The sequence below is a fragment of the Rhizobium viscosum genome (genome assembly GCF_014873945.1).
GTDB classification, from domain to species: domain Bacteria; phylum Pseudomonadota; class Alphaproteobacteria; order Rhizobiales; family Rhizobiaceae; genus Rhizobium; species Rhizobium viscosum.
This window is the reverse complement of the sequence record NZ_JADBEC010000001.1, coordinates 1,604,982-1,627,301: the sequence shown is the minus strand read 5'-3', so window position 1 is coordinate 1,627,301 and position 22,320 is coordinate 1,604,982. Positions and strand designations below refer to the sequence as shown.

The 22,320-nt window shown below is 60.1% G+C and carries 27 protein-coding genes and 1 tRNA gene; 15 read left to right on the top strand and 13 right to left on the bottom strand.

From position 1 onward, the window contains the following. Nucleotides 1-110 precede the first annotated feature (110 nt). Complete coding sequence (locus tag H4W29_RS08210) at nucleotides 111-350, top strand: NAD-dependent epimerase/dehydratase family protein (protein ID WP_192728489.1); 240 nt, start codon at nucleotides 111-113, stop codon at nucleotides 348-350. 58 nt (nucleotides 351-408) lie between these two features. Here H4W29_RS08210 and H4W29_RS08205 read toward each other — a convergent pair whose 3' ends face one another. Beyond that, nucleotides 409-705, bottom strand: a complete 297-nt coding sequence (locus H4W29_RS08205) for a hypothetical protein (RefSeq protein ID WP_192730818.1) — start codon at nucleotides 703-705, stop codon at nucleotides 409-411. Next, nucleotides 676-760: transfer RNA gene (locus H4W29_RS08200), tRNA-Leu, on the bottom strand. Before H4W29_RS08200 ends, H4W29_RS08205 begins: the two co-directional genes overlap by 30 nt. A 168-nt stretch (nucleotides 761-928) precedes the next feature. Here H4W29_RS08200 and H4W29_RS08195 point away from each other — a divergent pair. Continuing rightward, nucleotides 929-1,336, top strand: a complete 408-nt coding sequence (locus H4W29_RS08195) for a BA14K family protein (protein WP_192728488.1) — start codon at nucleotides 929-931, stop codon at nucleotides 1,334-1,336. 3 nt (nucleotides 1,337-1,339) lie between these two features. Here H4W29_RS08195 and H4W29_RS08190 read toward each other — a convergent pair whose 3' ends face one another. Further along, on the bottom strand, nucleotides 1,340-1,633 hold the full coding sequence (locus H4W29_RS08190) for an Rdx family protein (protein WP_007813273.1): 294 nt from the start codon (nucleotides 1,631-1,633) through the stop codon (nucleotides 1,340-1,342). Nucleotides 1,634-1,818: 185 nt separating this feature from the next. On the opposite strand from H4W29_RS08190, the gene H4W29_RS08185 reads away from it, so the two are divergent. Further along, a complete protein-coding gene (locus tag H4W29_RS08185; protein WP_192728487.1) occupies nucleotides 1,819-2,868 on the top strand; it encodes a glycoside hydrolase family 25 protein in 1,050 nt (349 codons plus the stop codon). A gap of 59 nt (nucleotides 2,869-2,927) precedes the next feature. Here H4W29_RS08185 and lepA read toward each other — a convergent pair whose 3' ends face one another. Together lepA and tenA are read right to left on the bottom strand one after the other, a co-directional pair. After that, nucleotides 2,928-4,760: a translation elongation factor 4 gene (gene lepA / locus H4W29_RS08180; protein ID WP_192728486.1), complete on the bottom strand. Its 1,833-nt coding sequence runs from the start codon at nucleotides 4,758-4,760 to the stop codon at nucleotides 2,928-2,930. Nucleotides 4,761-4,836: 76 nt separating this feature from the next. Continuing rightward, nucleotides 4,837-5,535, bottom strand: coding sequence for a thiaminase II (tenA, locus tag H4W29_RS08175; protein WP_192728485.1), 699 nt, complete (start codon nucleotides 5,533-5,535; stop codon nucleotides 4,837-4,839). 133 nt (nucleotides 5,536-5,668) lie between these two features. Here tenA and H4W29_RS08170 point away from each other — a divergent pair, with 133 nt between their 5' ends. Continuing rightward, nucleotides 5,669-6,238, top strand: coding sequence for a helix-turn-helix domain-containing protein (locus H4W29_RS08170; RefSeq protein ID WP_192728484.1), 570 nt, complete (start codon nucleotides 5,669-5,671; stop codon nucleotides 6,236-6,238). A gap of 29 nt (nucleotides 6,239-6,267) precedes the next feature. Continuing rightward, on the top strand, nucleotides 6,268-6,786 hold the full coding sequence (locus H4W29_RS08165; protein WP_192728483.1) for a GNAT family N-acetyltransferase: 519 nt from the start codon (nucleotides 6,268-6,270) through the stop codon (nucleotides 6,784-6,786). On the opposite strand, the gene H4W29_RS08160 is transcribed toward H4W29_RS08165, so the two are convergent. Then, nucleotides 6,768-7,394, bottom strand: coding sequence for an HAD-IA family hydrolase (locus H4W29_RS08160; RefSeq protein ID WP_192728482.1), 627 nt, complete (start codon nucleotides 7,392-7,394; stop codon nucleotides 6,768-6,770). The genes H4W29_RS08165 and H4W29_RS08160 overlap by 19 nt on opposite strands. 153 nt (nucleotides 7,395-7,547) lie before the next feature. Between H4W29_RS08160 and H4W29_RS08155 the strand changes: the two genes are divergently transcribed. The 3 genes from H4W29_RS08155 to H4W29_RS08145 all read left to right on the top strand — a co-directional run bounded on the left by H4W29_RS08155 (nucleotide 7,548) and on the right by H4W29_RS08145 (nucleotide 10,121). Then, complete coding sequence (locus tag H4W29_RS08155; protein WP_192728481.1) at nucleotides 7,548-8,573, top strand: histone deacetylase family protein; 1,026 nt, start codon at nucleotides 7,548-7,550, stop codon at nucleotides 8,571-8,573. Nucleotides 8,574-8,582: 9 nt separating this feature from the next. Further along, nucleotides 8,583-9,134 (top strand): recombination regulator RecX, encoded by a 552-nt coding sequence (recX, locus tag H4W29_RS08150; protein ID WP_192728480.1) that lies wholly within the window; start codon nucleotides 8,583-8,585, stop codon nucleotides 9,132-9,134. 93 nt (nucleotides 9,135-9,227) lie between these two features. Then, complete coding sequence (locus H4W29_RS08145) at nucleotides 9,228-10,121, top strand: EamA family transporter (RefSeq protein WP_192728479.1); 894 nt, start codon at nucleotides 9,228-9,230, stop codon at nucleotides 10,119-10,121. Nucleotides 10,122-10,125: 4 nt separating this feature from the next. On the opposite strand, the gene H4W29_RS08140 is transcribed toward H4W29_RS08145, so the two are convergent. Further along, nucleotides 10,126-10,593, bottom strand: a complete 468-nt coding sequence (locus H4W29_RS08140; RefSeq protein ID WP_192728478.1) for a group III truncated hemoglobin — start codon at nucleotides 10,591-10,593, stop codon at nucleotides 10,126-10,128. A 173-nt stretch (nucleotides 10,594-10,766) separates the two neighbouring features. On the opposite strand from H4W29_RS08140, the gene mbfA reads away from it, so the two are divergent. Then, a complete protein-coding gene (gene mbfA / locus H4W29_RS08135; RefSeq protein WP_192728477.1) occupies nucleotides 10,767-11,750 on the top strand; it encodes an iron exporter MbfA in 984 nt (327 codons plus the stop codon). A gap of 271 nt (nucleotides 11,751-12,021) precedes the next feature. Here the strand turns inward: mbfA and H4W29_RS08130 are convergent, their stop codons facing one another. Continuing rightward, nucleotides 12,022-12,621, bottom strand: coding sequence for a transglutaminase-like cysteine peptidase (locus H4W29_RS08130; protein WP_192728476.1), 600 nt, complete (start codon nucleotides 12,619-12,621; stop codon nucleotides 12,022-12,024). Between the two features lie 210 nt (nucleotides 12,622-12,831). Beyond that, on the bottom strand, nucleotides 12,832-13,629 hold the full coding sequence (locus H4W29_RS08125; RefSeq protein ID WP_192728475.1) for an alpha/beta hydrolase: 798 nt from the start codon (nucleotides 13,627-13,629) through the stop codon (nucleotides 12,832-12,834). 180 nt (nucleotides 13,630-13,809) lie between these two features. On the opposite strand from H4W29_RS08125, the gene infC reads away from it, so the two are divergent. The 5 genes from infC (at nucleotide 13,810) to pheT (ending at nucleotide 18,962) form a co-directional block, all read left to right on the top strand. Next, entirely contained in the window at nucleotides 13,810-14,346 is a 537-nt protein-coding gene (gene infC / locus H4W29_RS08120) for a translation initiation factor IF-3 (protein WP_082928759.1), read from the top strand. 298 nt (nucleotides 14,347-14,644) lie between these two features. Continuing rightward, nucleotides 14,645-14,848, top strand: a complete 204-nt coding sequence (rpmI, locus tag H4W29_RS08115) for a 50S ribosomal protein L35 (RefSeq protein WP_004108077.1) — start codon at nucleotides 14,645-14,647, stop codon at nucleotides 14,846-14,848. Between the two features lie 39 nt (nucleotides 14,849-14,887). Further along, a complete protein-coding gene (gene rplT / locus H4W29_RS08110) occupies nucleotides 14,888-15,292 on the top strand; it encodes a 50S ribosomal protein L20 (protein WP_007813309.1) in 405 nt (134 codons plus the stop codon). Nucleotides 15,293-15,440: 148 nt separating this feature from the next. After that, on the top strand, nucleotides 15,441-16,523 hold the full coding sequence (gene pheS / locus H4W29_RS08105) for a phenylalanine--tRNA ligase subunit alpha (protein WP_192728474.1): 1,083 nt from the start codon (nucleotides 15,441-15,443) through the stop codon (nucleotides 16,521-16,523). Nucleotides 16,524-16,538: 15 nt separating this feature from the next. Then, nucleotides 16,539-18,962, top strand: coding sequence for a phenylalanine--tRNA ligase subunit beta (gene pheT, locus H4W29_RS08100; protein WP_192728473.1), 2,424 nt, complete (start codon nucleotides 16,539-16,541; stop codon nucleotides 18,960-18,962). A gap of 49 nt (nucleotides 18,963-19,011) precedes the next feature. Here the strand turns inward: pheT and H4W29_RS08095 are convergent, their stop codons facing one another. Then, nucleotides 19,012-19,371, bottom strand: coding sequence for a nuclear transport factor 2 family protein (locus tag H4W29_RS08095; protein WP_192728472.1), 360 nt, complete (start codon nucleotides 19,369-19,371; stop codon nucleotides 19,012-19,014). A 114-nt stretch (nucleotides 19,372-19,485) separates the two neighbouring features. After that, complete coding sequence (locus H4W29_RS08090; RefSeq protein ID WP_192728471.1) at nucleotides 19,486-19,986, bottom strand: YciE/YciF ferroxidase family protein; 501 nt, start codon at nucleotides 19,984-19,986, stop codon at nucleotides 19,486-19,488. 144 nt (nucleotides 19,987-20,130) lie between these two features. Between H4W29_RS08090 and H4W29_RS08085 the strand changes: the two genes are divergently transcribed. Continuing rightward, nucleotides 20,131-20,748 carry a hypothetical protein gene (locus H4W29_RS08085; protein WP_192728470.1) on the top strand — a complete coding sequence of 206 codons (618 nt, stop codon included), beginning with the start codon at nucleotides 20,131-20,133 and terminating at the stop codon, nucleotides 20,746-20,748. Here H4W29_RS08085 and H4W29_RS08080 read toward each other — a convergent pair. Beyond that, entirely contained in the window at nucleotides 20,738-21,181 is a 444-nt protein-coding gene (locus H4W29_RS08080) for a GNAT family N-acetyltransferase (RefSeq protein WP_192728469.1), read from the bottom strand. The two genes, H4W29_RS08085 and H4W29_RS08080, sit on opposite strands and share 11 nt — an antisense overlap. 14 nt (nucleotides 21,182-21,195) lie before the next feature. After that, on the bottom strand, nucleotides 21,196-22,143 hold the full coding sequence (locus tag H4W29_RS08075) for an aldo/keto reductase (RefSeq protein ID WP_192728468.1): 948 nt from the start codon (nucleotides 22,141-22,143) through the stop codon (nucleotides 21,196-21,198). Between the last annotated feature and the right edge of the window lie 177 nt (nucleotides 22,144-22,320).

The window sequence follows — 22,320 nt, the reverse complement described above, 5'->3', positions numbered from 1 at the left end:
TCGAACGAGGAGACAGACAATGCGGAAGAGCCGATTCAGTGCAGAGAAAATCATAGTTATCCTGAAAGAACACTAGGCCGGGATGGGAGCTAAGGAGCTGTGTCGCAAGCATGGCGGCGGAGCGCACCGATGAGTATTTTCTCGTTTCCGGCCGGAAGTTTACGCTCCGCGAGCTTTTGGCGGTGATCGACGAGGAAGGCGGCAGAACGCTGAACATTTCCTGGGATGCAAGATCCTACAATCAAGGGGATATCATGGACCCCTACACGGATGGTCCGGCTCTTCCCGGCTGGCCCAAGGTGACTTTGGAAGAGGGCGTTCGCGACCTGCTTCAGCACTCTCGTCGGTGAGTTGAAAGCAAATGATGACGATGCCGAGCAACGGTGACGCTCCCCAGGATTGAAGCGCTCAAAGAATCCGGTCGATCTTGTGCTGGATATGCAGATTGGGCATCAAACCAGCCGTATGCGCGGCGCGATAAGCATTGCGCGCAGCATCGAACGTCACGCCCCACATGATGGCGCTGAGAAGAAAAGCGATGATGTAGACCTGAATCCGCATAGTGCCATCGAAATGGAGCATGGTGGCATTAATGTGGCAATGCTGAAGGGAGCTCGCATAAGGGCGAATTCTCGACAGAAGCTGTTGAAAAATAAGCTCTTTCGAGAAAGGAAATGGTGCCCAGAAGAGGACTCGAACCTCCACGCCTCGCGGCACAGGTACCTGAAACCTGCGCGTCTACCAATTCCGCCATCTGGGCGACGGAGAGCCATGTACGGGGGTGGCTCGTTACTGTCAACAGGGTTTTTGAAGTTTTCCTGACAGTCTGTGAAAAAGCTTCACGAAGCTGTGGTCGAACCCAACGGACAAGTGGATGGCAGGGCCTGTTTCTCCACCCTATATAATGGATATCGGAAAGGAACGCGCCATGTTCGACCTTCGCCCTGTCCTTCTTGTTGGTCTGTTTGCCGCATTGCCATTGGTGGGGGCCAACGCGGCCTCGCCGTCGCTTGGACCTCTCAATACCCAGTCGACGATCTGCGACTATCGCGGCTGCTTCGGCTTCGGTCCGCAGCAGTGGCATCGCCCTGCCTACGTCCAGCCGAACTATCGCCCGCCGAATGCAGCCGGTCCAAATTATTACCAACCGCCCGGCCAGCTGCCGCCGCGGCTGACCTACGACCCGCCGCCGGCGCCGCGTGTGCAGCCTTCGGCTGACAATCAGACCCGCCATCAGCAGTGGTGCCGGAACGAATATCGGTCCTACAATCCGCGCACGGATCGTTTCCTGACCTATGAAGGCATCTACAAGACGTGCAACTCGCCTTATAACTGAGTGTCAGCTTTCGAGCGAAGCGCGATCGGTATGGCCAAGATCGCGGTCGGGCTCAATGATGTCGCGCACCCGCTGCTTGAGTTCCTTCGGCCCCGGAAAACCGCCGTCGCGCTTGCGCTCCCAGATCAGGTCGCCATTGACGCGGATTTCGAAATTGCCGCCGGTGCCGGGAATGAGGGCCACCTCGCCAAGGCTGTCCGTAAAAGTCTGCAGCAGCTCCTGCGCCATCCAGGCGGCACGCAGCAGCCAGTTGCACTGGGTGCAGTAGAGAATCGTCACACGGGCTTTCTCGGTCATGGGAATCTCCTTTTATCTGAAGGATCTAGAGGGCCGAAAACGGTGCTGCAATGCGCCTGGCGCCGAATCAGCGGACAGAAAGTTCGGATTCAGTCTTTTTTGATAATTTTCCGTTAGCTATTCCGGATTGGTGTTTTTCCGAAATGGCTGAAGCACCCTGGTTCTTGTTTTGCGTACGGGTGCTCATGCGTTCCACGGCTGTCCCAGCGATCCTCGTTGCCTGCCTCGCTTTGGCGGGCTGCTCGTCGGCTTCCGGTCCGGAGAGTCTTACTGCCAATGTCACATCGAAGCCTTCGAAGGAAATCACGGCTTCCGTCACCCCGCCGCCGGCACCTATGCCGCAGGCCACGGTCGCCGCGATCGATGCAGCCGATGCCACTCCGCAGACAAGCCTTGCCTGGGAGGCCCCCATGCCGGAGTCCCGGGCCTTCTCGGCGGTGACGCCTTCAGCCGTTTCGCAGCCGGGTATGCCGGTTCCGAGTGACCGCCCCGTCGAATTCGCCATGGCGGCCGCACCTGCGATCGAGCCGCCGACCCGTGGCCGCTCGCGCGTCTATGGTTACGGTTTCCGCGATGCCAAACCGATCAATTTCGGCAAGATCTCGCCTCGCAAGCTCGCCGTCCATGGCGTCGACGTCTCACGCTGGCAGGGAGACATTGATTGGGAGACGCTCAGGACCCGCGGCGCGAACTTCGCCTTCATCAAGGCGACGGATGGCGGGGACCATCTCGATCCGATGTTCAAGACCAATTGGCGGCGTGCCAAGGAAGCTGGCATCAAGCGCGGCGCCTATCATTTCTTCTACTGGTGCCGTACGGCCGGTGAGCAGGCCGACTGGTTCATCCGCAACGTCCCGCGCGATCCGGATGCATTGCCGCCGGTCATCGATGTCGAATGGAACGGCGAATCGAGCTGCAAGGTGAAGCTCTCCCGCGCCCGCGTGCTGGAAAAGATGCAGGTCTTCATGGAGAAGATCGAGCAGCACTATGGCAAGCGACCGATCATCTATACGGCCCCGGATTTCTACGCCGACAATCTCGAAGGCGCCTTCCAGAACTATCACTTCTGGCTGCGCGCGGTCGCCGAACATCCTTCGAAGGTCTATCCGAACCGCAAGTGGCTCTTCTGGCAATATTCCGGCTCCGGTCTCTCGCACGGCGTCGAAGGCCGCATCGATCTCAATGCCTTCCGGGGCAGTGAAGAAGAATGGCACCGCTGGGTGGCGGGGCTTTAAAACGCAAAAGGCTGGCCATTGGCCAGCCCTTCAATTCGCCTTCATAGCAAGATCCCGGCCTACTCGTCGCCCATCTTGAGTGCGGCGATAAACGCTTCCTGCGGAATCTCCACCTTGCCGAACTGGCGCATGCGCTTCTTGCCTTCCTTCTGCTTTTCCAGAAGTTTGCGCTTGCGGGTGGCGTCGCCGCCGTAGCACTTGGCCGTCACGTCCTTGCGCAGCGCTGAAATAGTTTCGCGGGCAATGACGTTGCTGCCGATCGCTGCCTGGATCGGGATCTTGAACATGTGCTTCGGGATCAGTTCCTTCAGCCGCTCGCACATGTCGCGGCCGCGCTTTTCGGCAGCGGCGCGATGCACCAGCATCGAGAGCGCGTCAACCGGCTCGCCGTTGACGAGGATCGACATCTTCACGAGGTTGCCTTCGCGATAGCCTTCGAGGTGATAATCGAAGGAGGCATAGCCCTTCGAGATCGACTTCAGGCGGTCGTAGAAGTCGAAGACCACTTCGTTGAGCGGCAACTCGTAGGTCACCATCGCGCGGGTGCCGACATAGGTCAGCTCGGTCTGGATGCCGCGGCGGTCCTGGCAGAGCTTCAGGATGCCGCCGAGATAATCGTCAGGCGTCATGATCGTCGCCTTGATCCAGGGCTCGCGGATTTCGGCGATCTTGACGACATCGGGCATGTCGGCCGGATTATGCAGCTCGCGCTCGCTGCCGTCGGTCATCGTCAGCTGATAGACGACGGAAGGTGCGGTCGCGATCAGGTCGAGGTCGAATTCGCGCTCCAGGCGTTCCTGAATGATTTCGAGATGCAGCAGGCCGAGGAAGCCGCAGCGGAAACCGAAGCCGAGTGCGGCAGACGATTCCATTTCGAAGGAGAAGGACGCGTCGTTGAGGCGAAGCTTGCCCATCGCGGCGCGCAGGTCTTCGAAGTCGGCCGCATCGACCGGAAACAGGCCGCAGAAGACAACCGGCTGCGCCGGCTTGAAGCCCGGCAGGGCTTCCGCCGTCGGGCGCTTGTCTTCGGTGATCGTATCGCCGACGCGCGTATCTGCCACTTCCTTGATCGAGGCGGTGATGAAGCCGATCTCGCCGGGGCCAAGGCTGTCCACATTGACCATCTTCGGCGTCAGCACGCCGACGCGTTCCACCTGATACTTGGCATCCGTGCCCATCATGCGGATCGTCTGTCCCTTGGAGAGCACGCCGTCGATGACGCGCACCAGAACCATGACGCCGAGATAGGTGTCGTACCAGCTATCGACGAGCAGCGCCTTCAGCGGCGCCTTTTCGCCGCCGGTGCTCTTCGGCGCCGGCAGCTTGTGGACGATTGCTTCCAAAACGTCGGGGATGCCGAGACCGGTTTTGGCCGAAATCAGTACGGCTTCAGAAGCGTCGATGCCGATCACTTCCTCGATCTGCTCCTTGATGCGGTCGGGTTCGGCCGCCGGCAGGTCGATCTTGTTGAGAACAGTGACAAGCTCGTGATTGTTGTCGATCGCCTGATAGACATTGGCGAGCGTCTGGGCTTCCACGCCCTGCGACGCGTCGACGACGAGAAGCGAGCCCTCGCAGGCCGACAGCGAGCGCGAGACTTCATAGGCGAAGTCGACATGGCCAGGCGTGTCGATGAGGTTCAGCACATAGGTTTCGCCGTTATTCGCCTTGTAGTGCAGGCGCACGGTCTGTGCCTTGATGGTGATGCCGCGCTCGCGCTCGATATCCATATTGTCGAGCACCTGCTCGGACATTTCGCGCTCGGCAAGGCCGCCGGTCGTCTGGATCAGGCGGTCAGCAAGCGTCGATTTGCCGTGGTCGATATGGGCCACGATCGAGAAGTTGCGGATATGGGATAGCGGAGTCGTCGAATTGGTGCTCATGCGCGCCATATAGCAGCGCGCTCATCGCCCGCAAAGCGGTAATTATACCGGGGTTTACCCTATTTTACAGACTGTGGGGCGTGGCTCAGACCCGCCACGTCTCCAGCCGCCAGGCCGAATCCCAGAACATCCATTCATATTGGGAGGCGCGCACGAAGGCGTCCATCATCTGTTGGCGCTCTGTCGGCGAGGCGGCGCGCGCAGCTATATCCGTCAAGGCAATCACTTCGCGGGCGCCGGCGGCAAATTGCGGATCGCCATAGGTGTTGATCCAGGCCTGGAACACATTGCCCTCGATCGCCGGCCTGCTCTTGATGCCTTCACCGACATGCCAGTAGATCCAGAAGCACGGCAGGATGGCCGAAAGCGCAACGGCATAGGAGCTGTGATAGGCGGTCGCCAGCAGGAAATTCGTATAGGCGAAGCAGGATGGCGAGGGCTCGGCGGCCGTCACATCGGCGCTCGAAATGCCGAACTGCGTCAGGAAACCGGCATGTAGGCCCTGCTCGACGGTGATCGCTTTCTGTGCCGAACCAAGGAAACGCAGCACCTGCGCATTGTCTGGCGCCTTGGCGGCGACGATTGCAAGGCAGCGGGCGTAATGCTTCAGGTAGATTGCATCCTGTAGGATATAATGGCGAAAAACCTCCGGCGGCAGCGTGCCGTCCGAAAGCCGCTCCAGCAGTGGCAATCGCTCGATCTCGGCCATGATGGGCTTGATCCGGTCCCAGGCGGCGGCGGTGAAGCTTTCTGTCGTCTCAGTGCCGTGCGTGATTCCGTCCATGGTGCTGTTCTCCGCTCGTGAATGCCGCTGCCATATATCGACGGCGCCATGGTGAAAGCAAGGCGGCTTACGAGGGCTTGATTCCATCATCGGATCCTGTATTTCTCTTATAGTAGAATTTTGGATCCGGATAATGGAACAGGAACTCGAACAGGCGATCGGCATCCGCATTCGGACGTTGCGGATGGACAAGGGGCTGACGCTGGATGATCTCGCAACCGCTTCAGGCGTCAGCCGCGCCATGATCTCCCGCATCGAGCGGGCCGAAGCGAGCCCGACCGCCTCGCTGCTGGCGCGGGTCTGCGCCGCGCTCGGCCTGTCGCTGTCCGAATTCTTCGCCGAGGAAGGCCAGGAGGCATCGCCGCTCTCGCGCCGCCAGGACCAGCAGGTCTGGCGCGATCCCGAAACCGGCTATATGCGCCGCGCCGTCTCACCGCCGGGCACTTCCTCGGATGTCGATATCGTCGATGTCGAATTTCCCGCCGGCGCCCACGTCAGCTTTCCGCCCCATGCCGCCAGCCGCGGCATGACGCAGCATGTCTGGCTCTTCGATGGCGAGCTGGAAATGACCGTCGGAGAAATCGTCCATCGCCTCAAGCCCGGCGACTGTCTCTTCATGCCGGTCAGCGATGGCCATGTCTTTCACAATCCGGGCCATGCGCCGGCACGCTACTGCGTCGTCCTGGCCCGCGGCGACCACTAAATCACGCGCTCACTTATCAGGGGACCATCATGCCGACTATCCGTCTTCTCTCTGCCGCCGAGGCACACGCGGCGATTCCCGATCTCTGCGAGGTGCTTGCCGATTGCGTCAATGGCGGCGCCTCGGTTGGCTTTATGCAGCCCTATACACCTGGGGATGCCGAACCCTACTGGCGTAGTGTCGCCGAAGCCGTGGCCGATGGCGCCACCCTGCTCTTCGGCGCTGAAGTTGATGGCAAAATCGTCGGCACGGTGCAGGTTGGCGCTGCGCAGATGCCGAACCAGCCGCATCGCGGTGACTTGAAGAAGCTGCTTGTTCACCGTTCCGCCCGCGGCCATGGCCTGGCGCGTTTGCTGATGGAGATGGCCGAGCAGGAGGCGGCCCGCCGCGGCAAGACGATCCTTGTGCTCGACACGGCAACGGGCAGCGATGCCGAAGCCATCTATCCGCGCCTCGGCTGGGAGCGCGTCGGCGTCATTCCCGATTATGCGCTCTGGCCTGAAGGCGGCCTGTGCGCCACCACCTTCTTTTACAAGCGCGTGGCCTGATCGCCGTGAGCAAAGGCGTCTATCGCATCGGCCAGTCTTGAAGCCGGCGTCCAGTGCAGGGCCTTCCAGCCGAATTCCTTGGCCGCCACGATATTCTCCTCGACATCGTCGATGAAGCCGATGTCTTCAGGGGCGGCACCGACTTCCTGAGTCGCAAGCCGGAAGAAATCGCTGAAAGGCTTTCGCGTGCCGAGTGCAGCCGAGTAGAACATGCCGTCGAAAAGCGCGCCGAGCCCCAACACATCGCGCAGATAGGCGGCGCGCTGATGCTCCTGGTTGGTGGCGAGGTAAAGAAGCGTGCCTTTGTCTTTTAGGCGGGCGAGGTCGTCGAGCAGCTGCCGGTCGAGGCGGGAGTCGTTTTCGAACCAGTAGTCGAGAAGGGTCTGCGCGTTAAGATGCGGTGCGATCCGGCTGAGAACCTCCGTCAGGCGCGGTTCGATCGGCTCCTGACCGGTGACGATGCCGACCCAGTAAGGTTTGAAGAATTCCTGTTGAAGCAACGGCACCGGCAGGCCGAGGTCGCGCTCGAGATAGGTGAAGAGCGGCAGACCGTCCGTCGGCCGTCCGTGAACCAGCACGCCGTCGACATCGACCATCAGGATTTTCATGAGGCTTAATCTCGTGAAGAAAAGGGACGCATTCTGAAATCGGCTTGAACGTGGCGTCATCTGCAGTGGCGATCAAGGCATGTTCAGCGCTTTTTTCTTTAGGTCGGCCTGTGTAAGGCTTGAGTCTGACAGACTGATTTGCGGAGGACACTCGTGCGCGTCATCTATTCCGAAGACCACAAGCTGCGCGATGCGAAGACGGAGCTGCACGACGGCCAGCTCGTGACGCCCTTCGAGGCGCCGTTCCGGGCGGAATGGATTCTCGCCGCAGTGAGGGAGGCAGGCTTTACGGATGTTGTTGCTCCGGAGGCGCATGGCCTGGAAACGGCGCGCAAGGTGCATGACCCCGCCTATCTGGAGTTCCTGGCGACGGTCTGGGACCGATGGGTGGCGGCAGGTTACAAGGGAGAGGCGATCGCCAATTCCTTCCCCGTGCGTCGCACCAGCCAGCGGGTGCCGGAAAACATCGTCGGCGCGATCGGCCATTATGCCAATGCCGCCGACACGTCCATCACCAAGGGGTCCTATGAGGCGGCCATTGCCTCCACGCGCTGCGCGATGACGGGCGCGGACTGGCTGAATGCTGGCAACCGCTTCGCGTTCGCCCTCTGCCGCCCGCCCGGCCATCATGCTGGCATCGATCTCTTCGGCGGCTATTGCTTCATCAATAATTCCGGTGTCGCGGCCCAGCGTCTGCTGGATCGTGGCGCCAGGAAGGTTGCCGTGCTCGATGTCGATTTCCATCACGGCAACGGCACGCAGGATCTCTTCTACCGTCGCGGCGATGTCTTCACCGCCTCGCTGCATGGCGATCCCATCCACGCCTTTCCCTATTTCCTCGGTCATGCCGACGAGGAGGGAGAAGGGCAGGGCCAGGGCGCCAATCGCAATTACCCCATGGCGCCCGGCACCACATTCGATGTCTGGTCGGCAGCCCTTGCCGATGCGCTTTCCCGCATCAAGGCCTTTGGTGCGGAAGCCATCGTCGTGGCCCTTGGCGTCGATACGTTCGAGCACGATCCGATCTCCTTCTTCAAGCTGAAGTCGGAGGACTTCGTCCGCATGGGCGAGATGATCTCAGCGGCTGGCCTGCCCGTCGTCACCTGCATGGAAGGCGGTTATGGTGTGCCGGAGATCGGCCTCAATGTCGCCAATGTGCTCAAGGGCCTGGAAGCCTGATCACTGCCGATGACCGAGGAGACCATTTCATCCGATATCCCGACGCCCCGCATGCTGAGCTGGGCACGCAATTCGACCATCTACCGGCTCGAGCGGCGCATGATGACGGAAAAACAGCTCTTTGACGCCATCACCCGCAAGGCGAAGGAGAAATTCGAGGACATCAGCGCGGCGCAGCTCAAGGCAGTCGCCGATTTCGCGGTCAAATTCGCCTATGACAACAAGGCGATCGACGATAGCGCTTATGCCGAAATCAGCACGCGTTCCGCCGTGCGCAGCGGCAAGTCGAAGCGTGCCATCGCCCAGAAGCTTGCGGTCAAGGGCGTCGCCAGCGACAAGGTGGAGGCAGCATTGGAAGAGGCTGACGATCTCTGTGCCGCGGCGATATTTGCCCGCAAACGCGCCTTCGGCCCGTTCCGCCGCGTCGAGCTTGATGAAAAGCGAAAGGCAAAGGAGCTCTCCGCCTTCGCCCGCAACGGCTTCAGCTTCGAGATCGGCAAGAAGGTCTTCGGCATGAGCTTCGAAGAGGCCGAAGAGGTGATCCTCTCAGGCCGCCTCTGATATCGCATCAAGCCTTTTGCTGCCTCGATCAGAAGTTTGAATTTGTCGCTCATGCGCTGCTCTCATATGAAGAGTGCGCAACCGGAGATACCAATGGAAGAAAGAACGAGCGCCGGAACGGGCACGCTGACGGCGAAGATGCCTGCTGCATTCGGCGGCGTGGCTGCCGGCGGCTTGATGTGCCTCATGTCCATGTCTTCCATCCAGTTCGGTGCGGCGCTATCCTCCTCCGCCATCGCCACCTATGGGCCGGTCGGCGCCACCTGGCTGCGCCTCGCTTTCGCCGCCATCATCCTGGCAATCGCCGTGCGCCCGCGCATTTTCAGCTACAGCCGCGCCCAATGGACAAGTGCCCTCGTCCTCGGCACGACCACGGCGCTGATGACGATGAGTTTTTTCTCGTCGATTGAGCGCATTCCGCTCGGTCTTGCCGTCGCAATCGATTTTCTCGGACCGCTTTCTGTCGCGACCATCGGCTACGGATTGAGCCGACGCCTCATCTGGCCGCTCATTGCCGCTTTCGGCGTTCTGGCTCTCGCTCATGACGGAGAAGGCTGGGTCGGAGATCCCCTCGGTGTTCTCTTTGCATTTGGCGCGGGAACCGGCTGGGCGATCTATATCGTGCTCACGAAGAAGATCGGTGCAAGCTTCAAGGGTCTTGAAGGGCTTTCCATGTCGCTCATCGTTGCCGCACTGGTCGCAACGCCCTTCGGCTTTGCCGGCGCTGCGCCGAAGCTTGATGCCTACGGCCTGATTGAAATGGCGGGCCTCGCCATTCTGGTGCCGTTGCTGCCTTATACACTGGAGCTGATCGCGCTGCGGCGGATGCCGACGGCCTCCTTCGGCATCCTCATGAGCCTTGAACCCGCCATTGCTGCCCTCGCAGGCTTCGTCATTCTGGCACAGCCGATGACGCTTCTGCAGATGGCCGGAACGGCTTTGGTCGTCGCCGCAAGCGCCGGCGCGACCTTTTCGGCAAGGCAGTAAAGCGTCAGCCCATCTTCTTCGCGGGATCGTCAAGCGCCGGATTGTAGAAAAGCGATAGCGTCAGGCTTTTGGCAATGCGCTCCGCCGTCGCCATGAACCAGTCCTTGGCTTCTGGCGTCGGTGCCACATCGTCGAGCGTTGCGGAAAACAGCGAAAGCCATTTCGGGAAAAGCTCCGGCGTCATGTTAGCGACGCCGAGATGCGCCTGCACCGGCTTGCCGCAATAGGCGCCGCTGCGGAAGGCGACGGACGACCAGAAGCTCTTCATCTTCTGCATATGTTCGGGCCAGCGGCCGGAAAGCCGTGCATCAAAGACTGGTCCGAGCTCGGGATGCTTGAGCACCCGCCCATAGAAAGTCTCCACCAGCTTCGAAATGAAGGCCTCGTCCACGCCGATCGCCTTCATCTCGGCCTCGGCCTTTTCACGGATCGCGGCAACATGCGCGGCCCGTCCCTGTATCTCGCTATTCATCCTTAACCCCGGTGCTGCTTACGGCTAGCAGCCTCCATATAGGTTGACGCGCTGCCGCAGCAAAGCGCGATCGTTCGATCGCGGCATTCTGCCAATCCTGCCGGACTTTTGCCTTGACCCATGGGGCTTGCCTCTTTAAATTTAGAATAATTCTAAATTATTGGAGATTACCTGTGTTGGCCCGGTTTTTCAGATCACCGAAGCGTTCATTCCGTTCCCTCTCTGAGCAGGAAATCCTGGCGCTTGCCATCGCCTCGGAAGAAGACGACGCCCGCATCTATCTCGCCTATGCAGAGCATCTTAGGCAGGAGTTTCCCGCCTCCGCCAAGGTGTTCGAGGATATGGCTGAGGTGGAAGACACACACCGCAAGTCACTGATCGAGATTCACCGCCAGCGCTTCGGTGAGCGTATTCCCCTCATCCGCCGCGAGCATGTCGAGGGCTTCTATGAGCGCAAGCCCGACTGGCTGCGCGCCAATCTTTCCCTCGATGCGATCAGACAGGAAGCCGAAGCGATGGAGGAGCAGGCCTATCGCTTCTACGTCGAGGCGATCAAGCAGACTTCTGACGCCTCTACTCGCCAGCTTCTCGGTGATCTCGCACTTGCCGAGCAAGGCCACGAGGATATTGCCCGCATGCTCGGCGACAAGCACACGCCCGAGGATGTGAAGAAGGAAGAGGACGAGACGGCACGCCGACAGTTCGTATTGACCTATGTGCAACCGGGCCTCGCCGGTCTGATGGACGGCTCGGTTTCCACGCTGGCGCCGATCTTCGCCGCCGCTTTTGCCACGCAGGATACCTGGCAAACCTTCCTCGTCGGTCTCTCGGCCTCGGTCGGCGCCGGCATTTCGATGGGCTTCACGGAGGCCGCTCACGACGACGGCAAGATCTCCGGCCGCGGCTCGCCGATCAAGCGCGGCCTTGCCTGCGGCATCATGACGGCGCTTGGCGGCCTCGGCCACGCGCTGCCCTATCTTATCCCGCAATTCTGGACCGCGACGATCACCGCCGCCGTCATCGTCTTCTTCGAGCTCTGGGCGATTGCCTTCATCCAGAACAAATACATGGAGACGCCGTTCCTGCGCGCGGCCTTCCAGGTCGTCGTCGGCGGCAGCCTCGTCCTCGCAGCCGGTATTCTGATTGGGAATGGGTGAGGAGCGGTCGGCGCAGCCGAGCAATCGATCCAGTGAATCGATTGCAGCGACGAACGCCCTGAGCCAAAGCGAAGGGCGGGGCGCCGGTAGCGTCACACCCGGCGTAATTGATCGGTCGGGCAAAGCCCGAGCAACAGGCCCAATGAATCGATTGCGGCACCGCCGCCTCACTCCGAAGCGAAAGTCCCGGTGGTCGCTGCTGCAAATTCCAAGCACCGAAAATGAAAAAGCCGGCTGTCGCCGGCTTTTTCACAGTCCCCCCTTGAAACTTTTACCTGAGAGCGCCGACCAGAACGTCGCGGCCATTCTCAATGGTAACCCAGCGGCCGGCATTGAAGCTCGACTGGCGCTTGATGAAACTATAAGGCGTCGCAAACCAGGGCTTGACGTCGGAAGCCAGGTTGTCGAGCACGAAATCGCCTTCGGCAGTGCGCAGCGTCAGCACAGCATGGCCTTCACCATCGGGCTTGCGGACGACGGTCATCAGCAGATCGGCAGGCGAGAAACCGCGCTGAATGAGGATACGGCGCTTCAGAAGCGCGAAGTCCTCGCAGTCGCCGGCCGTGGTCGGATAGGCCCAGACCTCATCCTTGCCGTAGATTTCCTTGTCGGTCATCGGTGTGATGGTGCGGTTGACGGTCGCGTTGACCGAACGGACCGTGGCCCACTTGCCACCGGTCATGGCGACCGGGCCGGTATTGCGATTGGCACCGCATTCGCTGCGGTGTGTTTGACAGAAGTCGTAGTGACCGACCGGTTGCGATGTCGCATTGCCGGTCACCATGGAGGCATTTTTGCTAGGAGCCGGAATAGCGGCCGGCGCCATTGCAAACACGGCCATCATGGCCACGAGGAAACCCTTGATCCGCACGCCCTACTTCCCTGCATCGCCCTTCATTTATTAACAAACAGTTAACGGAGAGGGCTGAAAGGAGTCAATCGTTACTTCTTGGGAGGGCCTTGCAACTCGTAGACATGGTTAAAATGCGACATAACCTTAGGGTTAGCTGAGCATAACTTGCTCAACCATAGTCCTCTATTCGGGCAGTTGCATATTTTTCGGCGAACGACTGGCCTCAGCCTATCGGATGAGGCCTTTGACGGCGCTGCGCAGCCGTTCGATATCCTGTGGGCGCGACAGCCGGTGGTCGCCGTCGCGGATGAATGTCAGCACCACGTCGTCTGCCGGAAGATGTTCCACGAGTTTCATCGCATGCAGATAAGGCACGTCAGCATCCTTCATGCCCTGCAGGATATGAATCGGGCAGCCTGTTTCGATGATGCCGGTCAGCACCCGGTTCTGGCGGCCGTCGTCGATCAGGGCGCGGGTGTAGATGTTGGGCTCCGGGCTATACTGCGAGCGTTCCTCGAAATAGCCGCGCTCCTCCAGCGAGGCGCGTTCCTTCTTCTTGAGATTCGGCTCGATGAGATCGGAGGTGAAGTCCGGCGCCGGCGCGATCAGCACCATGCCTTCGAGCTTCGGCCCGCCGCCCTTCGCAAGCTCCTGTGCCGCCCTGAGCGCGATCCAGCCGCCCATCGAAGAGCCGACGAGGATCATCCGTTTGGGGGCGGCGTCGCGGATCACCGCGAGCGCCTCCTCCAGCCAGCGCGAGATCGTGCCATCGGTGAAGGCGCCGCCGGAAACTCCGTGGCCGGAATAGTCAAGGCGGATGCAGGCGGCACCCAGCTCTTCCGCCAGCCGGTCGATTTCGACGGCCTTGCTGCCGCTCATGTCAGATCGGTAGCCGGATAGCCAGACGAGGGCGGGAAGGTCGGCACCTGTCCGCGCCGGCCGCAGCAGCATGGCGATCTGCCTTGCGTCCGCGCCTTCGCCGACGGTCAGGAACTTCGGCTGAGGAATGGGCACGTCGTCGGACATCGGGTGGAACTCCTGTTGTTTCGGCCTATAAAACAGATTCTTGACAGGCTGACAGCAGGTGATTTTTCCGCTATAGGGTGTTATTGAATCCGTTGCAGTGATGGCGTGACCCGTTTGTGCCCCCTTTCGAACTGGGACACGAAGCTGCAACGTTCCGAACAACGCGAGGAGAATACGACCATTCGCAGACCCTTTAAAACCGACGCGCCCGTAAAGGATGGACCGCGCTCGAACCGGGAGATCCGCATTCCCAAAGTTCAGCTGATTGCGGCTGACGGACAGAATATGGGCATCGTGCCCACCGACCAGGCCTTGAGAATGGCGGAAGAAGCCGGCCTCGACCTCGTCGAAATTTCCCCAAATGCCGAACCGCCTGTGTGCAAGATCCTCGATCTGGGCAAGCTGAAATATGCCAACCAGAAGAAGGCTGCCGAGGCGCGCAAGAAGCAGAAGATTGTCGAAGTCAAAGAAATCAAGATGCGTCCGAATATCGACACCCATGACTATGAGGTGAAGATGAAGGCGATGGGTCGCTTTTTTGACGAAGGCGACAAGGTGAAGGTGACGCTGAAGTTCCGCGGCCGTGAAATGGCCCACCAGGAACTCGGCATGAAGCTTCTCCAGCAGGTCAAGGCCGACACGCTTGAGATTGCCAAGGTTGAGGCCGAGCCGAAGCTCGAAGGCCGCCAGATGATGATGGTGCTGGCGCCGAAGTGACCGGTGCCGCATCCTTTCGCTCAAAGCCGTCCGACAGGGCGGCTTTTGTGTTTCCTACGGATGCAAGAATCATTCTCAGCCCCGTTGCGCTTTTATGACGCTGCGGTTATAAGCGCGCGTCCGAACTGACCGGCAGGGCATGCCGTGGCAGTTTCGAATGCTTGCGGGCAGGTTTCGTCACTGGACCCGCAGATCAACAACAAACGCTCCCACGCCTTTGGCGAAGACCGTAACCGGGCTTTCGCGGAAGGGCTTCTTTAGCGAAGCGGGTGAGGAGCTCTCAGAACGGAGTAGCAAAATGCCCAAGATGAAGACGAAGTCCTCTGCCAAGAAGCGGTTCAAGATCACCGCTACCGGCAAGGTCAAGGCGGCTGCCGCTGGCAAGCGCCATGGCATGATCAAGCGCACGAACAAGTTCATTCGCGATGCACGTGGCACGATGGTTCTGGCAGAACCCGATGGCCGCAAGGTCGTGAAGAACTATCTGCCGAACGGTCTCTGAGACTATTCCGGTAACGCGTTAGATTAAGGAGATCATGAAATGGCACGTGTAAAAAGAGGCGTCACCGCCCACGCCAAGCACAAGAAGGTTCTGAAGCAGGCCAAGGGTTTCTACGGCCGCCGCAAGAACACCATCCGTACCGCCAAGGCTGCCGTCGATCGCGCCAAGCAGTACGCATACCGCGACCGCAAGGTTAACAAGCGCAACTTCCGCGCTCTCTGGATCCAGCGTATCAACGCTGCCGTCCGCGAATTCGGCCTCACCTACGGCCGCTTCATTGACGGTCTGAACAAGGCTGGCATCGAAGTCGACCGCAAGGTTCTCTCCGACATGGCAATCCATGAGCCGGAAGCATTCGGTGCCCTGGTTGCTGCCGCCAAGAAGGCCCTTGAGTACCTCAAGGAAACCGGCACGGCTAACGAGTTTGAAGGCGCGGTTCGTTAACCAGCGCTTCCCAAGCTTGACGCTTTTTTGAATTTTGGGAAACCCGCGCTGGTTTGGGCTAGCGCGGGTTTTTCTTTCTCTATAGTGCTGGCGCGGCCTTGCCGAGCCCGCCTTTCGAACGCCGCCTGATCCGGACGGAAAGAAGACAATGTCAGATATCGACCAGCTGAAATCCTCTTTGCTTGCCGAAATTGCCGCCGCCAATGATGAGCCTGCGCTTGAAGGGGTCCGCGTTTCCGCGCTCGGCAAGAAGGGCTCCGTCTCCGAGCTCCTGAAGACGCTCGGCGCCATGACGCCGGAGGAGCGCCAGACGCGCGGCGCTGCCATCAACGCCCTGAAGAACGAGGTGACGGATGCTCTCGCCGACCGTAAGACGGTGCTGAAGGACGCGGCGATCAATGCCCGCCTGAAGGCCGAAACGGTTGACGTCAGCCTGCCGGTGCGCTCCTCGCCGGCCGAACGCGGCCGCATCCATCCGATCAGCCAGATCGTCGATGAAATCACCGCCATCTTCGGCGACATGGGCTTTTCGATCGCTGAAGGTCCTGACATCGAGACCGACTATTACAATTTCACGGCTCTGAATTTTCCCGAGGGACACCCGGCCCGCGAGATGCACGACACCTTCTTCTTCAATCCGGATGAGAAGGGCGAGCGCAAGGTTCTGCGCACGCATACTTCGCCGGTGCAAATCCGCACCATGGAAGCGCAGAAGCCGCCGATCCGCATCATCATTCCCGGCAAGACCTACCGCCAGGATTCCGATGCCACGCATTCGCCGATGTTCCATCAGGTCGAAGGCCTCGTCATCGACAAGAAGGCCAATGTCGCCAATATCCGCTGGGTGCTGGAAGAGTTCTGCAAGACCTTCTTCGAGGTCGACAGCGTGACGATGCGTTTCCGCCCGTCCTTCTTCCCCTTTACCGAGCCCTCCTTCGAGGTTGATATCCAGTGCGACCGCTCCGGCCCGATCGTCAAGTTCGGCGAGGGCACCGACTGGATGGAGATCCTCGGCTGCGGCATGGTCCACCCGAACGTGCTGCGCTACGGCGGCCTCGATCCGGATGAATATCAGGGTTTCGCCTGGGGCATGGGCCTCGACCGCATTGCCATGCTGAAATACGGCATGCCGGACCTGCGTGACTTCTTCAACGCCGACGTCCGCTGGATGAACCATTACGGCTTCCGCCCGCTCGACATGCCGACGCTGTTCGGCGGCCTGAGCGTTTAAGGGAGGATTGGACCTATGAAATTCACGCTTTCCTGGCTCAAGGATCATCTGGAAACAGATGCCACGCTCGTTGAAATCTGCACCCGCCTGACCGAGATCGGGCTGGAAGTGGAAGATGTCGACGACAAGGCAGCCTTCAAACCCTTCGTCATCGCCAAGGTTCTCTCCGCCGAAAAGCACCCGCAGGCCGATCGCCTCAAGGTGCTGATGGTCGATACTGGCCAAGGCGCGCCGGTGCAGGTCGTTTGCGGCGCGCCGAATGCGCGTGCAGGCCTCGTCGGCGCCTTTGCCGCTCCCGGTACCTATGTTCCCGGCATCGATGTGACGCTCTCCGTCGGCAACATCCGCGGTGTCGAAAGCCGCGGCATGATGTGCTCGGAAAAGGAACTGCAGATCTCCGACAATCACGACGGCATTATCGATCTGCCTGACGATGCGCCTGTCGGCACGAGCTACGCCGCATATTCCCATCTCGACGATCCGGTCATCGAGATCAACCTGACGCCGAACCGTCCGGACTGCACCTCGATCTACGGTATCGCCCGCGACCTCGCAGCCTCCGGCCTCGGCACGCTGAAGACGCGGCCGGCGCCGTCCTTCGCCGTCGAAGGCGAAACGCCGGTCAAGCTGACGCTCGATCTCGACGATGCCAAGCTCTGCCCGGGCTTCAGCCTGCGGCTCGTCCGCGGCGTGAAGAATGGTCCGAGCCCGCGCTGGATGCAGCAGCGGCTTCTCGCCATCGGCCTGCGCCCCATCAATGCGCTCGTCGATATCACCAACTACATGACCTTCGATCAGGGCCGGCCGATGCACGTCTTCGACGCCGCCAAGGTCAAGGGCAACCTGACTGTGCGTCGCGCCAGGGAAGGCGAAACCGTGCTTGCGCTCGACCAGCGCGAATATAAGCTCGGTCCGAACAATGTCGTCATCGCAGATGAGGACGGCGTTGAATCGATCGGCGGCATCATGGGCGGCGAACATTCCGGTTGCGACGAAAACACCGTCGATGTGCTGATCGAATCCGCTCTCTGGGATCCGATGAACATCGCCAAGTCCGGTCGCGCGCTCGGTATCATCACCGATGCCCGTTACCGCTTTGAACGCGGCGTCGATCCGGAATATATGGTTCCCGGCCTCGAGCGCACGACGGAACTGATGCTGGAACTTTGCGGCGGCACGCCGGCAAAGGCCGAGATCGTCGGCTACAAGGGTTACGAGCCGAAGATCATCGACTTCCCCTATTCGGAGGTCAGGCGCCTGACCGGCCTCGAAGTCTCGACCGAGGAAAGCAACACGATCCTGACCCGCCTCGGCTTCAGGGTTTCGGGCTCCGGCGAACGCGTCTCCGTCGCCGTTCCCTCCTGGCGACCGGATGTCGACGGCAAGGCCGATCTCGTTGAAGAAGTCATGCGCATTCACGGCGTCGACAATATCAAGCCGGCGCCGCTAGAAAGCCATGCCGCCGTCAACGGCCGCATCCTGACGACGCTCCAGATCCGCACCCGCGCCGCCAAGCGTGCGCTCGCCTCGCGCGGCATGCTGGAAGCTGTCACCTGGTCCTTCATCGCGGAAGATCAGGCAAAGCTCTTCGGCGGTGGCTCCGCAGCCCTCAAACTCGCCAATCCGATCGCCGCCGAAATGTCGGACATGCGCCCCTCGCTGCTGCCGGGTCTGCTCACGGCTGCCCAGCGCAATGCCGACAAGGGCTATGGCGACGTGGCAATCTTCGAAGTCTCTGGCACCTACGAAAACGACACGCCGGAAGGCCAGCGCCGTGTGGCCGGCGGCATCCGCCGCGGCACGGCCTCGCTCGCTGGTGCCGGCCGCATGTGGTCGAACGCTTCAAAGGGCGGCGGCAAGCCGGTCGACGTCTTCGATGCCAAGGCCGATGCGCTGGCCGTTATCGAAGCCTGCGGCCTGCCGATGGCCAATATCCAGATCGAGCAGGGCGGTCCTGATTGGTATCATCCCGGCCGCTCCGGCACGATCAAGATGGGTCCGAAGGTGATCCTCGGCTATTTTGGCGAGTTCCATCCCACCACGCTCGAAAAGCTTGACGTGTCCGGCGCTCTCTGCGGTTTCGAAGTCTATCTCGATGCCATGGCCGAGCCGAAAAAGAAGGCGACCCGCACCAAGCCGGCGCTCGATCTTTCGCCCTTCCAGGCCGTCAAGCGCGACTTCGCCTTCGTCGTTGACAAGACGGTGGAAGCCGGCGCCATCATCAAGGCTGCCACCGGCGCCGATCGCAAGCTGATCACAGGTGTCAACGTCTTCGATATTTTCGAAGGCGTCTCGGTCGGCGAAGGCAAGAAGTCTGTCGCGATCGAAGTCCAGATCCAGCCGGCCGAGCGCACGCTGACCGACGAGGATTTCGAAGTGCTGACGCAGAAGATCGTCGCCAGCGTTGCAAAGTTCACTGGCGGCGTTCTGAGAAGCTAAGCCGGCTACAAACCGGATATTATAGCCGGCAGCGCGCACTGCCGGCTTTTCATATGTGAAGATGATAAAGCTTGCTGACGATCGTCCAGCGGCCCTCGATCTTCAGTAGCGAGAGATAATCGGTGAAGCGCATGCCAGCGAATTCGTCGGTTACTTTCACGGTCGCTGCATCGCCTGATATATCGATGCTTTCGATATCCATGTAAGGCTGGGTGCCGGGCGGTGCTGCCCCTTCCTCGATGATTGCGGCAATGAATTCATCGCGAGAGAGCCATTCCACCGCATTTTGATAGTGCCCGATGATCGAACTCTTCGGGTGAAAGGCTTTCTTCAGGGCTGCTTCATTGGCGAAGGCCATGCCCTCGACATAGAGATGAACCGTCGCTTCGATTGCCTGCCTGTCGGCCATATCGACACCTCGCCTCATATTCTGAAGGAAATGATAGCGGGGTCGTCGGCGAAGGCAAGGCTGGGAGAAGGAGAGCAGCCGGCGCCGGCCGCTCTCCTTGTGTGAGGACAAGTATCAGGCTGCGCGTGAAGCCTTCTGGTTTGCGGCAGTCGTTGCGAGCTTCGTCAGAAGCTGGTCGGTCCTGCCTTCTTCCTGCAGCGTCTGGTCGAGAAGCCTGACGGCTTCCTTGAAGCCGAGCGTCTGTGCCCAGGTCTTCAGCGTCCCGTAGCGGGCGATTTCATAATGCTCGACGGCCTGCGCCGAGGAGATCAGGCCTGCATCGATCGCGGCAGTGCCCTTGAACTCTTCGATGATTTCCTCGCCTTCGGCAATGATGCCCTGGATCGCCTCACAGGTTTTGCCCTGGGCGCGCTTGCCGATGATTTCGAAGACCTGCTGCAGCCGCTCGACATGACCTTCGGTTTCTTCGCGATGCTTCTCGAAACCCGCCTTCAGTTCCTGAGACTGAGCAGCACGCGCCATCTTCGGCAGGGCCCGCAATATCTGCCGTTCGGCGAAATAGATGTCCTTGAGCGTATCGTAAAACAGATCTTCCAGCGTCTTTTCCTTGGCCATTGTTCCGTTCCTTTGTTGATGGATTTGCGCCCCTCGGGCGACATTTCTTAGAAGTTGGCACCGGGCTAATTGTTCCCTGCGTATTTCGGGTGGAATCACTGCATCGTCCGGGCGATGGTATCGTCAGGAATCGGAGGATCGCGCATGAAGAAACCGGGATCGATGAAAGGGCTCGAGGATCTCGGCCGCGTGCGTCTGTCGAAGAACTTCTTCTTCCGCGATTTTCTCCACTCCGAGATCGCCGATTTCTATCGTATCCCGAACATCCCCGACGATCCCGATCTTGCCGTGGAGACAGGCCGTCGCCTGTGCGAGGAACTTCTGGAACCGCTGGAAGCGACGTTTGGGCGCCTTCACATCCGCTCTGGCTACCGCTCGCCTGCGGTCAACCGCTTCGGCAATGAGAACAAGCTGAACTGCTCGACCAATGCCGCGACCGCCGCCCACCATATCTGGGACATGCGTGACTTCGATGGCTGCATGGGCGCTGCAGTCTGCATCGCCATCCCGTGGATGGTCGATCATTATGGTGATGAAAGCGATTGGCAAAGGCTCGCCTGGTGGATCCATGACCACCTGCCTTATGCCTCGCTCTGCTTCTTCCCGAAATTATGGGCCTTCAACATCCAGTGGCACGAGCGGCCGAGGCGGGTGATCCAGAGCTACGTGCGCCCACGCGGAATCTTGACCAAGCCGGGCATGGCCAATTGGGAGGACGATCATTCCGAATGGTATGAAGGCTTTCCGCAACTCAGAAATTGATGCGGTAGCGGATGTGGCCGTCGCTCCTGACGTATGTATCGTAGAGCGTGCGGGCCGTCTTGTTCTGCTCGCTCGTATGCCAGTAAAGCCGCGACCAGCCATTCTTCGTGCAGAGGGCCACGAGGTCGTCCATCAGCGCCCGGCCGACGCCTTTGCCACGCACCTTCTCTGATACGAACAGGTCTTCAAGATAGCAGTCCTTGCCGCGAATCCATGTACCTTCATGTGTCAGGCAGAGCGTAAAGCCCACGACTTCTCCGTCGAGCTCCGCGACCCGCATGAAGATTGCCGACGCCGGATCGAAGACCCGGCGCCAGGTGGAATCAGTGATGTCGGCATCGACGGTAACCTCGTAGAAAGCGAGATAGTCCGCCCAGAGCGCACGCCAGCGCGCTTCGTCTTCGGGCTTCGCATCGCGGATTGTCACGGTCATGCCATCACCTCGTTTCAGGCGCCCGCTTTATCAAGCAACGCCATCGCCTCTTCGGAGAGTTTGAGCGTTGCCGATTTCACCAGGCTGTCAAGCTGGGAAAGGCTCGTAGCACTGGCGATCGGCGCCGTCACGCCCTTCTTGCGCAGAAGCCAGGCGAGCGAGATTTCCGCCGGCTTGGTACCCGTCTCGGCCGAAACCTTGTCGAGTGCGGCAAGGATGCGCATGCCCTTCTCGTTGATATATTGCGAAACGCGGCCCTCACGAGCGCGGCCCTCCGTATCCGCCTTGCTGCGGTATTTGCCGGAGAGAAAGCCGGCTGCGAGGCTGAAATAGGTGATGACGCCGATATCTTCCTTGACGCAGAGATCGGCAAGCGGGCCTTCGAAGCTCGAACGCTCATAGAGATTGTACTCCGGCTGCAGCGCTTGGTAGCGCGGCAGACCGGCCTTGTCGGCTGCGTCGAAGGAGGCTTGCAGCAGGCCTGCATCAAAATTCGAGCAACCAAAGGAGCGGATCTTGCCCTGTTCCTGAAGCTTGGCATAGGCGCCAAGCGATTCCTCATGCGGCGTATCCGTATCCGGCCAGTGCGACAGGTAGAGATCGATATAATCGGTCTGCAACCGGCGCAGGGAATCCTCGACCGCCTTCAGGATATAGCTAGCCTTCAGCGTCTTGCCCTGGCCCATATCTGAGCCGACCTTGGTAATGATGACGGCCTTGTCGCGGGAGACCTTTCCCTTCTTCAGCCACTTGCCAATGATCTCTTCGGAATCGCCACCTTTGTTGCCCGGCACCCAGGCGGAATAGACGTCGGCCGTATCGATGGTGTTGAGACCCGCGTCGAAAAAGCCATCCAGAATGTCGAAGGAGGTTTTCTCGTCAGCCGTCCAGCCGAATACATTGCCGCCGAAGACGATCGGCGAGACCGAAAGACCCGTTTTTCCAAGCCGGCGCATTTCCATGGCGCTCTCCCAAAATGCTGAAGTGATGAAATCGGAGGAAACGGCAGAACGCCGTTCATCAGTAACCTAGCGCGGACTCCCCTCGAAGGAAACCAAACTTCCGTGATCGCCCGTCGCACCATTGCGCCGCGTGAGAGGGCTGAATAAGGTGCGCCCGATCGATTGCAGGAGGACCTT